Source organism: Sporosarcina sp. FSL W8-0480, from assembly GCF_037963765.1.
Classification (GTDB): domain Bacteria; phylum Bacillota; class Bacilli; order Bacillales_A; family Planococcaceae; genus Sporosarcina.
The window spans coordinates 1,027,688-1,042,836 of sequence record NZ_CP150166.1 but is presented as its reverse complement, the minus strand read 5'-3'; the positions used below and the strand labels follow the sequence as shown (position 1 = coordinate 1,042,836).

The 15,149-nt window shown below is 42.6% G+C and carries 14 protein-coding genes and 1 riboswitch; of the genes, 2 read left to right on the top strand and 12 right to left on the bottom strand.

Features of this window, described 5'->3' with window-relative positions:
• The first annotated feature begins 81 nt into the window (after positions 1 to 81).
• Positions 82 to 297: a small, acid-soluble spore protein tlp gene (locus tag NSQ43_RS05485; protein WP_339253742.1), complete on the top strand. Its 216-nt coding sequence runs from the start codon at positions 82 to 84 to the stop codon at positions 295 to 297.
• A gap of 45 nt (positions 298 to 342) precedes the next feature.
• Here NSQ43_RS05485 and NSQ43_RS05480 read toward each other — a convergent pair whose 3' ends face one another.
• The gene (locus NSQ43_RS05480) at positions 343 to 1,899 is read right to left on the bottom strand and encodes an ABC-F family ATP-binding cassette domain-containing protein (RefSeq protein ID WP_339253740.1); all 1,557 of its coding nucleotides are present in this window, start codon (positions 1,897 to 1,899) and stop codon (positions 343 to 345) included.
• A gap of 317 nt (positions 1,900 to 2,216) precedes the next feature.
• The gene (locus tag NSQ43_RS05475) at positions 2,217 to 2,732 is read right to left on the bottom strand and encodes a hypothetical protein (RefSeq protein WP_339253738.1); all 516 of its coding nucleotides are present in this window, start codon (positions 2,730 to 2,732) and stop codon (positions 2,217 to 2,219) included.
• Positions 2,733 to 2,840: 108 nt separating this feature from the next.
• A riboswitch (purine riboswitch) is annotated at positions 2,841 to 2,940 on the top strand.
• Positions 2,941 to 3,015: 75 nt separating this feature from the next.
• On the opposite strand from NSQ43_RS05475, the gene NSQ43_RS05470 reads away from it, so the two are divergent.
• Positions 3,016 to 4,200, top strand: coding sequence for an MFS transporter (locus NSQ43_RS05470; RefSeq protein ID WP_339253736.1), 1,185 nt, complete (start codon positions 3,016 to 3,018; stop codon positions 4,198 to 4,200).
• A 55-nt stretch (positions 4,201 to 4,255) separates the two neighbouring features.
• On the opposite strand, the gene NSQ43_RS05465 is transcribed toward NSQ43_RS05470, so the two are convergent.
• The 10 genes from NSQ43_RS05465 to NSQ43_RS05420 form a co-directional block, all read right to left on the bottom strand.
• On the bottom strand, positions 4,256 to 5,974 hold the full coding sequence (locus NSQ43_RS05465) for a sulfate adenylyltransferase (protein ID WP_339253733.1): 1,719 nt from the start codon (positions 5,972 to 5,974) through the stop codon (positions 4,256 to 4,258).
• Positions 5,975 to 6,046: 72 nt separating this feature from the next.
• Positions 6,047 to 6,442: a spore germination protein GerW family protein gene (locus NSQ43_RS05460; protein ID WP_339253731.1), complete on the bottom strand. Its 396-nt coding sequence runs from the start codon at positions 6,440 to 6,442 to the stop codon at positions 6,047 to 6,049.
• A 242-nt stretch (positions 6,443 to 6,684) separates the two neighbouring features.
• Positions 6,685 to 7,701, bottom strand: a complete 1,017-nt coding sequence (locus NSQ43_RS05455) for an LLM class flavin-dependent oxidoreductase (protein ID WP_339253730.1) — start codon at positions 7,699 to 7,701, stop codon at positions 6,685 to 6,687.
• A 114-nt stretch (positions 7,702 to 7,815) separates the two neighbouring features.
• Positions 7,816 to 8,997 carry a nucleoside transporter C-terminal domain-containing protein gene (locus tag NSQ43_RS05450; RefSeq protein WP_339253728.1) on the bottom strand — a complete coding sequence of 394 codons (1,182 nt, stop codon included), beginning with the start codon at positions 8,995 to 8,997 and terminating at the stop codon, positions 7,816 to 7,818.
• 251 nt (positions 8,998 to 9,248) lie between these two features.
• Entirely contained in the window at positions 9,249 to 10,265 is a 1,017-nt protein-coding gene (locus NSQ43_RS05445; RefSeq protein WP_339253726.1) for a hypothetical protein, read from the bottom strand.
• Between the two features lie 17 nt (positions 10,266 to 10,282).
• Complete coding sequence (locus tag NSQ43_RS05440; protein ID WP_339253724.1) at positions 10,283 to 10,987, bottom strand: hypothetical protein; 705 nt, start codon at positions 10,985 to 10,987, stop codon at positions 10,283 to 10,285.
• Between the two features lie 161 nt (positions 10,988 to 11,148).
• Complete coding sequence (locus tag NSQ43_RS05435; RefSeq protein ID WP_339253722.1) at positions 11,149 to 11,316, bottom strand: YjcZ family sporulation protein; 168 nt, start codon at positions 11,314 to 11,316, stop codon at positions 11,149 to 11,151.
• A gap of 81 nt (positions 11,317 to 11,397) precedes the next feature.
• Positions 11,398 to 12,819: a serine hydrolase domain-containing protein gene (locus tag NSQ43_RS05430; protein ID WP_339253720.1), complete on the bottom strand. Its 1,422-nt coding sequence runs from the start codon at positions 12,817 to 12,819 to the stop codon at positions 11,398 to 11,400.
• A gap of 159 nt (positions 12,820 to 12,978) precedes the next feature.
• Entirely contained in the window at positions 12,979 to 13,407 is a 429-nt protein-coding gene (locus NSQ43_RS05425; RefSeq protein WP_339253718.1) for an SRPBCC family protein, read from the bottom strand.
• Between the two features lie 116 nt (positions 13,408 to 13,523).
• On the bottom strand, positions 13,524 to 15,101 hold the full coding sequence (locus tag NSQ43_RS05420; protein WP_339253716.1) for an FAD-dependent oxidoreductase: 1,578 nt from the start codon (positions 15,099 to 15,101) through the stop codon (positions 13,524 to 13,526).
• Positions 15,102 to 15,149 lie beyond the last annotated feature (48 nt).

Below are 15,149 nucleotides of genomic sequence, written 5' to 3'. Positions count from 1 at the left end.
AAGCCAAGTCGTTTTTAGTTTGCACATAATTTTCCGTACCACGGAAAGACTATTTTATTGAATAAAGAAGGAGGATTGAACATGCCAAGACCATTACCGAATGACTCTGCCGATAATGAAGAACGTCTGAAGAAGACGATCAGTAATATGGAAGCGGCGAACGAAGCGGCGAAAACAGCAGAAGGAAGTGAACTTGCTTCCATCAAGGAAAAGAACGAACGCCGTAAGGAAGCGATAGCGGGGTTGGAAGAGGAAATCCATCAGCAAAACAAATCTAAGATCAACGGCTATATTTAATGAAAGGCACCCGAACGAATCAATCGTTTTGGGTGCCTATCTTTATCAGAACATTTTCGTCGTCCAATTTTCCCCGTTCCACACATCCGTCACGACACCTTCATAGAAATCAGGTTCATGTGAAATGAGTAAAATGCTTCCCTTGTATTCCTTTAACGCCCGTTTCAATTCATTTTTTGCATCGACGTCAAGGTGATTCGTCGGTTCGTCAAGAACAAGAAGATTTGTTTCACGGTTAATGAGCTTGCAAAGGCGAACCTTAGCCCGCTCTCCACCACTTAACACTTTCACTTTGCTTTCAATATGTTTCGTCGTCAAACCGCATCTCGCCAACGCAGCACGCACTTCATATTGCGTAAAATGAGGGAACTCATCCCACACTTCTTCCAAGCAAGTCCGGTTATTTTCCGTCTTCATCTCCTGCTCGAAATACCCGATTTCAAGATGTTCACCAAGTTCGACGGAACCCGAAAGTGACGGAATTTCACCAAGGATGCTTCGCAAAAGTGTTGTCTTCCCGATACCATTCGCCCCTGACAAAGCAATCTTCTGCCCACGCTCCATCGTCAAATCCAACTCTTTTGAAAGTGGCTCATCATAACCGATTACAAGCCCTTTCGTTTGGAATAAATAACGACCAGGTGTACGGGCAAGTTTAAAGTCGAATTGCGGCTTCGGCTTTTCCGCATCCAGTTCAATTATTTCCATCTTATCAAGCTTCTTTTGACGGGACATTGCCATTCGGCTTGTCGCAGCATTCGCTTTGTTACGCGCAACGAAGTCCTTAAGATTCGCAATTTCCTTCTGCTGCTTCTTAAATGCAGCTTCAACCTGCTGCTTTTTCATCTCATGCACTCGCAGGAACTCATCATAATCCCCGGCATAACGAGAGATCTGCTGATTTTCCATATGGTAAATCAAGTTAATGACACTATTCAGGAATGGAATGTCATGCGAAATGAGGATGAACGCATTCTCATAGTTCTGCAAATAATTACGAAGCCACTCGATATGCTCGACATCCAAGTAGTTCGTCGGCTCGTCAAGAAGAAGGATGTCGGGCTTCTCAAGAAGTAGTTTAGCTAATAATACTTTCGTCCGTTGTCCACCGCTAAGGTCATGGACATCACGGTCGAGTCCGAATTCATCAAGGCCGAGCCCGTTTGCCACTTCGTCCACTTTTGAATCGATGATATAAAAATCGTTATTCGTCAACTCATCTTGCATCTGACCTGTTTCTTCAAGAAGTTTTTCAAGTTCATCCGCATCGACTTCGCCCATCTTAGCGAATAGCGCATTCATTTCGGCTTCAGTATCGTAAAGGTACTGAAACGCTGTTCGTAAGACGTCCCGGATGCTCATTCCTTGTTGCAAGACTACATGCTGGTCCAAATAGCCAACTCGGACACGCTTTGCCCAAGTGACGTTTCCGGCGTCAGGCTCAAGCTTTCGGGTGATGATATTCATGAATGTGGATTTACCTTCCCCATTCGCACCGATCAGTCCAATGCGTTCACCTTGCAGTAAACGAAATGAAACATCGTCAAAAATCGCCCGATCCCCGAAGCCGTGGCTTAAGTTTGTTACTGTTAATAAACTCATATGTTGTACACCTTTTCCTTCGTTTAAAATAACGGATTTTCGCTTCAGGCGGACGCTTTCCGCGGGCGTCGCCGCCTTCCGCTTCAATCCTTAGAGATGATTCAATAAATTAATTTTGTATATAAAACAAGCAAAAATCATCATAAATCCGCATAAATCACGCCAGACACGCATAAATCCTCCAATTTACGCATAACAGCCCGTAAAAACTCATAAATCGGTGAATTCACGCATAAATCCCCGCAATTACGCATAAACACATATCTCCTTCATTATATAGCGTTAACCCGAATCCGAATAGGTATTATTTAACGAGATTAGATGCTATCTAACACACCTAACGAAAGGAGAACACTATTGAGGAAATCCGGGATTTCCCGCATATGTTCTTCATTGATTTTCGTATTGAATTTCACTTCAATTACGTTCAAAAACCCCGATGGTTCCTCTCCGTATACGAAACTTAACGTTTGGTTAACTTCTACATCATTTTCCCAAATGACATTTAATGCTTCTTCAATATGCTGACATTGCTCGTCTACCTGTTGCACAGGTTTCGTAAAACGCAATACCAATGAGCAGCCGGGTTCTTTGTCCGGGGTTTCTAATATCTCATCCGCTAAATCTTGTAAAGAGGCCAGCAATACTACTTCCGCTGACACTTCCTTCTGGTGGATTAGCGTAAATTGGATGGACAGTTTCCTTGTTAGAGTGGCGAAGTCCATCAAATCCGATCGATTACGTATTGTAATCTCATGTTCAATTGTATCTAAGTCATAAATTTTATTTTCAAATGCTACTTTTAGGTTTTCAAATACTGTTGGATCATACATATCGGTTCCTCCAATGTTCTATACATTTCTCTATATAAGCATATCAACTTGCAAAAAGGAAATTTTTCTTGAACTTTTTGTCGAATCATGTTAGATTGGGGAATGGAAAATTTCATACGTTTATATATATGTATAACCTCAATAATATGGTTTGAGGGTCTCTACCAGGAACCGTTAACTCCTGATTACAAAAGTGAAACTTACTTTGTAATCGGGTTTTTTTATTTTCCTAAAATTTTTTCGCGCGGAATGCGCACAGTATAGATGAGTAGGAGGAATTTCAATGGATTTAAGAGTATTAATTTTAGCTATTTCAACGATTACAGTAGGTCTCGTTGAATTAATAGTAGGTGGAATTTTGCCGATTATTGCTGATGATTTAAACGTTTCAATCGGGACAGCTGGTCAACTCATATCGGTCTATGCCCTCGTGTTTGCCATTGCTGGACCGGTTTTACTTTCTTTGACCGTGAAAATCGAAAGGAAAAAGCTTTATTTATATACGATGGCCGTCTTTTTTGTCGGTAATATTATGACCTTTTTCAGTCCAACTTTTACATTTGTCATGATTGCCCGTGTTATCACTTCCATGAGTGCGGCGCTTCTTATCGTTCTTTCCTTAACGATTACCGCGCGGATTGTAGAAGCTCCTCGCCGCGCGAAGGCTATTGGTTATATTGTTATGGGCATTAGTTCTTCCCTCGTATTAGGGGTGCCTATCGGTATTCTCATTACAAACGCGTTCGGCTGGCGAAGCGTCTTTTTAGGGATTGCGATTCTTTCAATCGGTTCATTTGTTCTCATTTCGTTCTTCCTTGAGAAGGTTCCGTCAGGTGAAGCCCAGCCTCTCTCTGCGCAAATTAAAGCACTTGGGAATAAAAAAATTGTTTTTGCACATTTGGCGACTATGTTCCTGTTAGCCGGTCATTACACCGTTTACGCGTATTTCACTCCATTCCTTGAAACGAATTTGCATCTTAACCAATACTGGATTAGCATCTGTTATTTCCTTTTTGGAATTGCAGCAGTTGGTGGAGGAGCATTCGGAGGGCATCTTGCAAACTGGATTGGTTCGAAGAAAAGCATTCCCATCATAATCGGCTCTTTTGCTTTGACTCTTTTCGTACTGCCTTATTCAACATTTTCATTTCCGTTTTTCATCATCGTCATGATGATTTGGGGGGCATTGAGCTGGAGCCTATCTCCGCCACAGCAAGATTATATTATCGAAACGGATCCAGTTTCTTCTGATATCCATCAAAGCTTCAATAATTCAGCTTTGCAGATTGGAATTGCGGTCGGATCTGGAATCGGTGGAGTTGTATTGGGCCATACCGATTCGGTAACAAGCACCGCGACAGTTGGAGGCGTTGTTGTCATTATCTCTTTCCTCTGTGCAGTAATTTCCTTATCCATCGGGCGTGGAAAGATTAGACACGGGAAAGAAACTACAGTTGATTATCAATAAAAGAATGAAAAGAATTCCACAAGGAGGATAGTCACACTCCCTGTGGATTCTTTTTTTATTCCGAAGGCTCGTCACTGCCCCGGTATCGTTTATAAGGCAGTGCATTCCAAGTACGGTAATCAAAATCATCCGCCCGAAGTGCTTTCGGGATATCGTCAAGGATTTTTTCGGCAACTTCAAGCTCTCGTTCCGCTTCTACCTTGTCCTGGTACATAAATTCGTCTGACGCCGTTACAGGTGCTTGTTTCACCTTCATCTTAAGATCATCGATGACCATTTCCTGTTGGATACGCAATGTTTCGCGGGCATCCATCACCCACTCCGGTTGCATATTTCGATTCGAATCGCCTATGCTGCTATATTCTTCGAAAATCTCACGATAAATTCTATCTGCATTCGAACGGACGTCTAAATTTGCAGCCTCGAGGTCGAAATTTGTCAGCTCTTCTACTGTCAAAGGTGTTTTTCGTTTCATGCCGCCAAGTCTCGTTCGATTGAGATAGAATGGAAACATGCTTTTAATCGTCTTTCCGACGGGTGTTATGGAGCTCTCGAATTCATCAAGTCCTTTCGGCTGAACGCCCTGAATAGCAATTCTTGCGGATTCCGGCCGCACAATTTCTTTAGGTGGCATAATTCCATGACGAAGCATTTCCCGAATGCCTGTGCCGGAAATATTGATCCGAAATTTTTCATCATGCGGGCAAGATTGCGCCGTTGCAGGAGTGTCGCAACGTGTGCAATAAAAGACTTCGTGGAACAACCTAACCTCAATTCCAAGTTCTTCAGGCTTGAACTGATCGAAAATGCTATGGCTTGCGTATTTATCGTAATAATCTCCAATTCCGGCATGGTCACGACCTATAAGCGCATGTGTGCAGCCGTAATTTTTCATTATCAAAGCGTGCAGCACGGTTTCACGGGGACCCGCGAAGATATATGTCACACGGAGTGGCGCTAAGATTGAACGACCTTTTGGATAATATGTATCCAATACCGCGCGATACGAAAGCATTCGGAATTCATGGCGTGTATACTCGCGTTTCGCCATCTCGACTAAAGGTTGCAAAAGCAATCCGTCAATTTCTTCCAAAGCATTCTTATGGATATATTCATGGCCTCGGTGCAATGGATTCGCCCCTGTTATAAAGCCAGCTGTAGAGCGAAACTTTTTCACTTCATAAAATTCATGCCAAGTGTCTTTCGGTTCCAATCGCAGCTTTTCAAACGGCCCCCAATCGACACGGTTTAGCAAACGGATCTCTCCACCTAATGCAACATTCCCCATCCTTCTATAAATCGCGTCAACTCCGGGATGATTGCGATCTGTTGTGCCAAATAAATGAGCGGCACGATAGTCTTTGTCATATGCAAAGATATCTTCGATTTTAAGAATTGCCACCGGTTCATTAGACTCGTCTGTTAGTGTCACTTCATCCCCCACGGAAAGTGACTTGATGATTTCGCTGTTCCGGTTGCCCGTGGGTGCGAAACTGAGTGGAACCGGCCAGATCGTTCCATCCGATAGACGTCCATTTTCCAAAACGGACTTATAATCTATTTCATTCATGAAGCCTTCGTTCGGCGAAAGAACCCCCGTCGCAATCATCTCAAGCGTTATGACCGCCTCAAGATCCACCATAATTGACGGGAGCTGCTTTGCCCTTACAAGTTCGTCTTCTCTTTCTTGACCCAATAACACCTTATCGACCAATTTACCGCCATGAGGCTGTTGTGGATAATTCACAAATTTGTTTTCAGTGATATTCAACATTCCCTCTCCCCCATTCAGAACAATTTAGAATACCGAAAAGGCCCTTACAAGAAGAGCCTCGGCGATTGATTGTCAATGCTTTTTGGATTTCCCCATATTTCTTCCAATCAGCAAAAATAGACCACATGTCAATAAAGTCAAAACAACTGTTAGCTTGCTGCGAGTTGATTTGAACACCACGCGCTCTGGTGTAATTTCATAGACGCCGACAGGGTTAATCTGGAATCCACCACCGCCGCCATTATTTCCAGCACCATCTCCACCTCCACCGAAACCGTACCTGACCTTCGCGACAGGGATGACTTTTGTTAATCCGACTTCAATCGGATCCCCATACACAAGTGTGACATCCCTATGTTTTGCAAACTTTTTGAACAACGTCGCTACTGGCGTCTCAACGTTCTCCTTGGGAGATTCAACATACTCTTTTTGCTTTTCAACAGCCTGTTCTAACTCCTTTAACATCATCGCAACATCCCTCCTTGCTATACCTATTCGCCATCCGCCCCAGACATTCCTTTTGATTATCAAGGTTAAAGAACAGGAAAACAGAAAGAAGCCGAAAGCTTGGAAGTTTTCGGCTTTTTTGCGTAATTAAAGGGATTTATGCGTGGCTGCTGCGATTTATGCGTGATTCGTTCGATTTATGCATGTTTGTCGTGATTTATGCGTCATTCATCAAAATTATGCGTGTTTGCGGAGAATCTGACTTACTTCATCATGTCGGCGACAAGTTCATAGGAACGGAGGCGCTTTTCGTGATTGTAGATTCCTGAACTAATAATGAGTTCATTTGCTTTTGTAGCTTCGATGAATGCAGTCAGCTTCCGAATGACTGTTTCGGGACTTCCGACGATTGTCGATGGCCATTCTAATAGCTCTTCGATTGCATTCCTCTCAAATTCCGAGAAGAATGTATCCGGGTTATCGACTGGCGGCTGTAGTTTAGATGAAACGCCTCTTCGGATATTCAAGAACTGTTGTTGATAAGATGTCGCCAAGTATTGTGCCTCTTCATCAGTTTCAGCGGCGATGATGTTGACGCCAAGCATTACGTACGGCTCTTGAAGTGTTTTGGATGGACGGAAAAGCTGATGATAGAGCTGCAAGGCATGCATTAAATATTGAGGTGCAAAATGGCTTGCAAATGAAAACGGAAGACCTAAATCTGCAGCAAGCCGTGCACTGAAGTCACTTGATCCAAGGAGCCAGATTGGAATATTTAGTCCTTCGCCTGGAATAGCACGTACACGGGCAGATGGGTCATACTCGAAAAACTGGCGCAACTCGGCCAACTGCTGCGGGAACTCATTGCCGCTACTATTTAATGTTCTTCGTAATGCGTAAGCCGTTGCTTGATCGCTACCCGGTGCACGCCCAAGACCAAGGTCAATTCTTCCCGGATACATTGTTTCAAGCGTCCCAAACTGTTCCGCAATGACAAGTGGGGCGTGATTTGGCAGCATGACTCCGCCTGAACCTACACGGATAGTCTCAGTAGCACCTGCAACATGTCCGATGATGACTGATGTTGCGGAACTGGCAACGCCCGGCATATTATGGTGTTCAGCGAGCCAGAAGCGGTTAAATCCCCATTTTTCCGCATGCTGGGCAAGGTCTACACTATTTTTAAAAGATTGACCCGCAGTACTTCCCTCATTGATCAGCGCGAGATCAAGAATTGAAAGTGGGGTACCGTTAAATTTTTTTGCAGTAGGATTGATCAACTTCACTCACTCCCCAATATTTTATATTTCACACCCTCATATTATCGTTTCAATTAACCGATATCCAACTATGAGACCTAAAAAGCCAGACATCATAACGATGCCTAACTTTGATCACAACATGATTCCTGTTATGGCAGCTGTCAATAGGCTGACTAATGTCGCGCCGTACAGCAGCTTGATACCGAATTTCGCGACGACATTCCCTTTCTCTTCATGCAATCCTTTCACCGCTCCGGAGATAATTCCAATAGACGAAAAGTTAGCAAAGGAGACAAGGAATACGGAAATGATTCCTACTGTCCTTTCAGAAAGGGAGGAAGAGATATTGCCTAAGTCAATCATCGCGACGAACTCGTTCGTCAGTAATTTAGTTGCCATGATTGTTCCCGCTTGGATCACTTCGGAAGCCGGGATACCGACAAGGAACGCGAATGGTGCAAAAACGTATCCAAGTGCTACTTGGAAAGTGATACCGAATGCACTTTCAAAGATTCCGTTCACCATGCCGATCAAGGCTACGAATCCGATAAGCATTGCTCCAACAACGATTGCCACTTTAAAGCCGTCAAGAATATATTCCCCTAACATTTCGAAGAAGGACTGTTTTCTTCCTTCAGGGGTTTCAATATTGTCCTCTTCAGGAGTGACTTCATATGGGTTAATAATATTCGCGATGATGAACCCACCGAATAAGTTCAAGACGAGTGCAGTAACAACATACTTCGGGTCAATCATCGTCATATATGCACCAAGGATTGATGCTGAAACGGTAGACATGGCAGATGTACACATTGTATATAGACGGTGGTCAGGTATGTTTGGCAACAGTTTTTTAACAGAAATAAATACTTCGGATTGCCCAAATATTGCAGAGGCTACCCCGTTGAATGACTCCAACTTTCCAAGTCCGTTGATCCTGCTTAATAGCAACCCAAGGAAGCGGATGATGAGTGGCAATAGTTTAATGTATTGCGCTATACCGATGAGCGCGGATACAAAGACAATTGGCAATAGAACGTTCAAGAAGAAGGGACTCGCCCCTTCATTTGCCATTCCACCGAAAACAAAATTGATCCCTTCAGCAGCAAAAGCCAAAAGTTTATCGAAGGTGCTGGAGATCCCTCGGATGATTAATAATCCAATTTCGGTATTCAGCAGAAGAAAAGCAAACGCAAGTTGCAGGACAACCATTGTTATTATTGGCCTGACCTTTATCTTTTTCTTGCCATTGCTCACTATGTACGCAAGGATAAATATAACAAGCAATGCCACAATAAAGATGATGAAATTCAAAGTTAATACTCCTCCCTAGATGCCTTAAAATGTTGTTATGGAGCGGGAAATTATGTAGAACTTTTTCCCGATTAACACTTATATAAACAAAGTGCTCTTCATTATAAACTGTAAAAACAGATATGGCATCTATCTCGAATTAGAAAGAAACTTCCGCATATCATTAGTTATTCGACAACTTTCCGTTTATATACAAAAAGCGGTGACAAGTAAGGAACAGATACTCTGTTCCATTACTTGTCACCGTTCGATCACCATTTAATTTCCTTTATGTCCGTGCCATCGATACTCATTTGGTAAATATAGAAGTTGGGTTGTCGTCCCCCAAAATTTCGGTCAACGAGGAAGTAGATCTTTCTATCCGGACCTAAAATTGGTTTAGATGCATGCTCCTTAATCTTAGTCAGTTGTTTCGTCTCATACGTCTTCCTGTTGAAGCTAAATAATTCATATTCAAATACCCCATTTTCCCCCGTGCCGCCAACCGCCTGATAAATGAGCTCTTCCCTGTCGGGTAAAACAAGGAAGTCGTATATATCTTCCTCACCGACGGGATTGCTTATAACCGTTTTATCACCTAATTCATTAAGTGGAATTTGAAAAATACGCTGTTTGGAAGCAAATAGTTCTTCAGCTGTTTCAATGTTTTCATCATCATCCATTTGGACAAACACAGACTCGTCGGTTGCCGAAACTTGAAGTGATTGCATAGAATACTTCTTCAACTCTGTGTTACGTTTTTGCGTCTTGTCCTTTAAATCATAGCTATAAACGTCAAAATCATGGGGCCGCTTGCCCGTAATTGGTGAATAATTTGTATAGACACCGGCCTGTAAGTAAAACAGCAAGTTGGAATTTTTCGGATCAAATACAAGTTCAGTTATTATATTTTCAGACGAAAACAAAAGCTCATCCGAATTCATTTCCATCTTCACTATCCGCACTTCACTTCCACCGTTAGTGTCCAACTCTTTGTCGGAAACTATGTAGGCAAGGGTATTTCCGTCATTACTGAAACTTATATCGCGTATCGTTTGTTCTACAGGTAGCTGGACGATCGGTCCGTTACTGCCATCGGTCAGATAAATGCCTGCTTTGCCATCCTCAAATTCGATATAAGCGATTGTACCGTCAATAGATACATCAAATACACCATTTAAACCTTGCTGCTTTTCATTCTCCGATTTATCGAAGACCAGGCCAAGTACAATAAAAATTGCAGTCACAACCCCAATGACACTAAGCAGTGCACCATATTTTTTATTCATTATCCTTCCCTCATTTCTTACAGCCCAATTATCCAAAGTACGATTCCTGTTAATATCACTGCTGTTTGGATGAAACAAAAGGAGTATGCCGCGGCTTTCTGTTGATTAGCCAATAACTTCATTTGAAGTGTGTAAGAAAAAATCCATACCCCAATTGGAACGAATAGTATTAAAAAAACTGCTGTCACACCTTCGGAAAACAACAGAAATGCCCATAAGAAGAACAGGGTAACGATGACTATGAAAATTCCAGCAGTGATATTGATGAAATGCAATCGTCTTGCCTCTTTTACTAATGGATGACTTTCCGCTTGAAGATCCAAGATTGTCGTCCAGTAGATGAGAACAATGGCTAAGATCGACAACAATGCAGCACTTATTGTTAATCCAACTGAATATGGCTGATTTAACTCAGATGCGAGTAATAATCCATAGAAATAGATAAAGATATGAATGACCAATAAACTGTTCATCCAAAACCGGCGAGTCCACATTGTAAAGGGGCGTATCGTAACTATCAAGATTGTAGTGCTTATCATGACAGCTAAAACAAGCCATATGATATGCGCATCCCCCATGATGAATAGTTGGCATGCATATAAACCGTAGGCGAAGAGCAGTGATGCAATTGAAAGTGTCAGCAGCATCCTCTTTTTTGACGGGTTCATCGTCTCGGTCAATTTCCCCCTAACTCCCTGTCCCATTCCAAAATTATTCATCAAGATTCGATTAGCCTCCTTTTCACCACAGTCCATTTGTTAAGTAATTCCATTATACGTTAACGAAGCCTCCATTTGAATTATAATGAGTAGCCATTCACTCCTTAAATGTAAAATAAATAAAGGTACACATCGTGAAATGTGCACCTTTAAACTATTAGCTATTAACAGTAACCGTAACCGTATCCGCCACCATAGCCGCCGCCATAGCCGCCGCCATAGCCGCCGCCCCAATACGACGCTCCGACAATGATCAAAAGGATGAACAATACAACGATTAGAGTGTATCCCCATCCGTAGTTATTACCTGTTCCACATGCTTCTTTCGACATTTATCAACACCCCCAAATCCCTTTATGCACTTATTCTATGTGACATAAACACAGCCGTACATGACATATACCTATGAAATTTCAACTGTACGGTCCTATGGATTTGGCTTTCATTATATGCCTGCCGCCATATACAATCCTTTCTATTTCGCCATTAGCGTCTTCTATGAATTGCAAAATACCGTCACTTTCATCTTCATCAATAAATATATTTTCCCCAATGCATTTTAACGTCCGGCTCACTTCATTCGATTCGACACGTAGCCGATCCTCATTCAGTGTCACCTTCACATTCATCCCTTCGTTTGAAATAAAGGAGCCTACAAATTTACGAAGTTCATCCATTCCAATATCTTGGACTTCAACTGTTTCAGTTGAGGCTGTAAGTTCCCGACCCTCCGTAATGTTCATAACATTCATCAGTAAATCCCCGGCAGGCACATCAGAGACATTTGTTAAAATGACACCCGCCTTCCTCTTTTCTACAATTGCGCACATGTATGAGGAAACACCCTTCAACCCGCCCCCATGGCTGATCAACGTGGAACCAAAATAGTCAGGAATGATTCGCAGTCCATAGCCATAGCATCTGTTAGGCTCGTACTCTACATGCGGATAAATCATCTGCTCGATGCTCTCCTTAGACAAAATCCGCGTTCCACCCACGACGCCTTCATTCCAATACATTTCCAAGTATCGTAAAATATCATTCGCTGTCGACTTTAAATAACCGACTGAACGCATCGAAGGCGCATCCCACCAAAGCGGTGCTTCGTAAACATGTGACCCATCTTTCGCTTTCATGTAAAGAGTTGTTACATCCTCTTTTTCATCCAATAATTCCATATCGAAGAAGCTGTTCTTCATCCCCGCAGGCTTCAAGATCGTTTCCTCTATAAATTTCTCGTATGGCTGACCACTCACCCTGCTTATAATCACTCCAAGCAACCCATATGAATCATTCGAATAGCTATAAAACCTCCCGGGTTCGCCTAACCATTCAAAATCATCGTTTGCCATGAATGCAAGCATCTCGTCATACGTCTCGATATGCGGACCCGGATTATTCAATAAATCCAAGCCATAATCCTTCGCTGAAGGATCCTGCTCAATACTATTTTTACGTGCATATACATGTGTCGCAAGCGGCGGATAGCCGGCTGTGTGTGTCATTAGATGATGAAGCGTCACCTGCTCCACTTGCGTTCCCGGTTTCCCCAACTCCGGAAGGTAATCAACGATTCGGTCATGCACCGATAACTTTCCCTCTTCCTGAAGCTTCATAATTCCTGCACTCGTAAATGACTTCGTCATCGACGCTATGCCAAAAACTGTATCCCCCGTTACTGGAAGCCCCTTCGCAACATTCCGAAATCCAAAACCTTTTTCATAAGTCTTCTGTCCATTCTTGCTGACGCCAATCATCGCCCCCGGGATAAAATGCTTATCCACATACCCCTCCGCATGCTTTTCAAACAATTCCATTGAAATGATCCCATTCATATCGAACGCCCCCATTCGTTTAATCAATCAAATACTCATAAATTTATCAATTCACTCATAAACCCCTACAAACAAGCATAATCCGCAGCAAAAGCGCATAAATACCTACAAAAGTCCATAAAACGCCCCACACACGCAAAAACGCTCACAACCTACTAATCAATGAACCATCGATGCCCTCAACGTAGTAATTCCGTTCTCCAAATACGCTTTCAGGCAAGATAGCATATACACCCAGCCTTCTTTTTGCCCTAACATTTTGCTGACAACATCTGGATCATCTACATTAAACCCGGATTCAGTCACTTCAAGAAGTGTGCCTCCATCCTCCTCTTGGAATGTCATTTCGACCGTCGTATCCGCCCAATTGAAAATGATTTTCCTGTTTTCCTCAACACTCAATACATGGATATACCCTTCAGCACCATATTCCTCGTACCTCCAAGTTATTGTCTTACCTTGTTCAACCCTGCTTGTTCCTGAAGAAAACCAATAACCGCCCATCTCCTCTGGGTCTACAATTGCCTCAAATACTATATCCACCGGTTTATAGATCTTCATTTTTGAAGTCACATTCATATTCATCATTTTAACTTCCCTTCATTTCCAATCTGTTTTCTATGTACATATTCGATTTATCAGAAGGAAATCCCTTCAAAAAAAGCACCTAAACAATATCGTTTAGATGCCTTTATACAATCGTCTTAATACCCCGAGTCTTCCGAGGTCAAGTTATCCATCATTGTATAATCATATTTCTGCAATGGTTTTTCAGCAGGACCCTCAATCACTTCACCAGTAAATTTGAATCTCGATCCATGACATGGGCAGTCCCACGTCTTGTCGCCGTTATTCCATTCGACTTCACATCCTATATGCGTGCAAGTCGTATCGACAATATGGAGCTTCCCGTCATCATCCCGATATGCACCTTTACGATGACCATCAAGGGTTACGACTGCGCCTTCTCCTTTTGCCAATTCATCAGGTTTTCTATCCGGCGAATCCAGTTTCCCTTTGATTAATTGTCCAACAACATTTGCATTTTGAACGAGGAAATTCTTCAAACTTGGGTGTGCATAAAAGCGGGATGGCGTATACAGCTTCTCGAACTTATTTTCCTTCCCTGTCACCATATCCCTAAAGAGCAATGCAGCCGCAGTTCCGTTCGACATACCCCATTTTCTGAAACCTGTTGCGATCAGGATATTCGGATTTCCAGATGTTATCTCACCGATATAAGGCAGTTTATCCAATGTAACCAAATCTTGAGCCGACCACCGGTTCGTTATCTTCTCAAGCCCCAAGACCTCTTCGCCGAATTGCTCCAATGCCTTGTAATGCTCCATAGTCTCCACTTCACTTTGACCGGTTTTATGATTTTCACCGACGATGAGTACCAATTCTTCACCATTTTCTTTAATGGACCGAAGTGAGCGGGTCGGCTCATCCGCGCTAATGAAAATACCTTGTGGGAACTCCTTTTTTGACTTAACCGCAAGAGCATAGGAACGGTCAGCATACATCCGTGTGGAATAAAGACCGGTTCCTTCATAAAACGGAAAATGCGTGCAGATCAGTACATGCTTCGCGGTTATCCGATTCTCTTTTTTCGTTAAAACAACCGGCTGCTCCCCAGTTTCAATATTGACAGCGACAGTATCCTCATAAACTTGACCACCTTTCTCCTTAAACATTTCAAGGAGTCGAACAAGATATTTTGTTACATGGAACTGCGCCTGATCCTTCATCACTAACACATTTTTCACATCAATATCAAAAGGGAAATCATCAACTAACTTGCCATTGATCTGAAGCCTTGCATACGCATCTGCTTCTTTTTGAATTTTGTTCGCATACTTGTCGGATACTGAGTAAATATACGCATCCACTCTTGAGAAATCACAGTCAATACCCTTTTCTTCAACTGTTTTTTCGATGAATTCCAAGGCTTCCATATTTGCTTCATAATATAATCTCGCAGTATTCCTACCCATATTATGAATGAATTCATCATAAATCAGATCATGCTGTGCTGTAATCTTAGCTGTCGTGTGCCCGGTCGTCCCGTTCAACACTTTATCCGCTTCAATCATAGCGACTTTCAGCCCTTCATTTGTGAGTAAATAGGCTGACGTAATCCCCGTGATGCCTGCACCAACGACAATAACATCGACTTCAATGTCTTCCTGTAAACTTGGAAAGGTCGGAAACTCGACACTCGTCCTCCAATAAGGCTCCGGTTGCTCCGGGAGTTTTCCATTTAGTTCTTCATTAGTCATGCAAAATCCTCCTGTACTATGTACTGAATACATACTTCCCATTTGTCA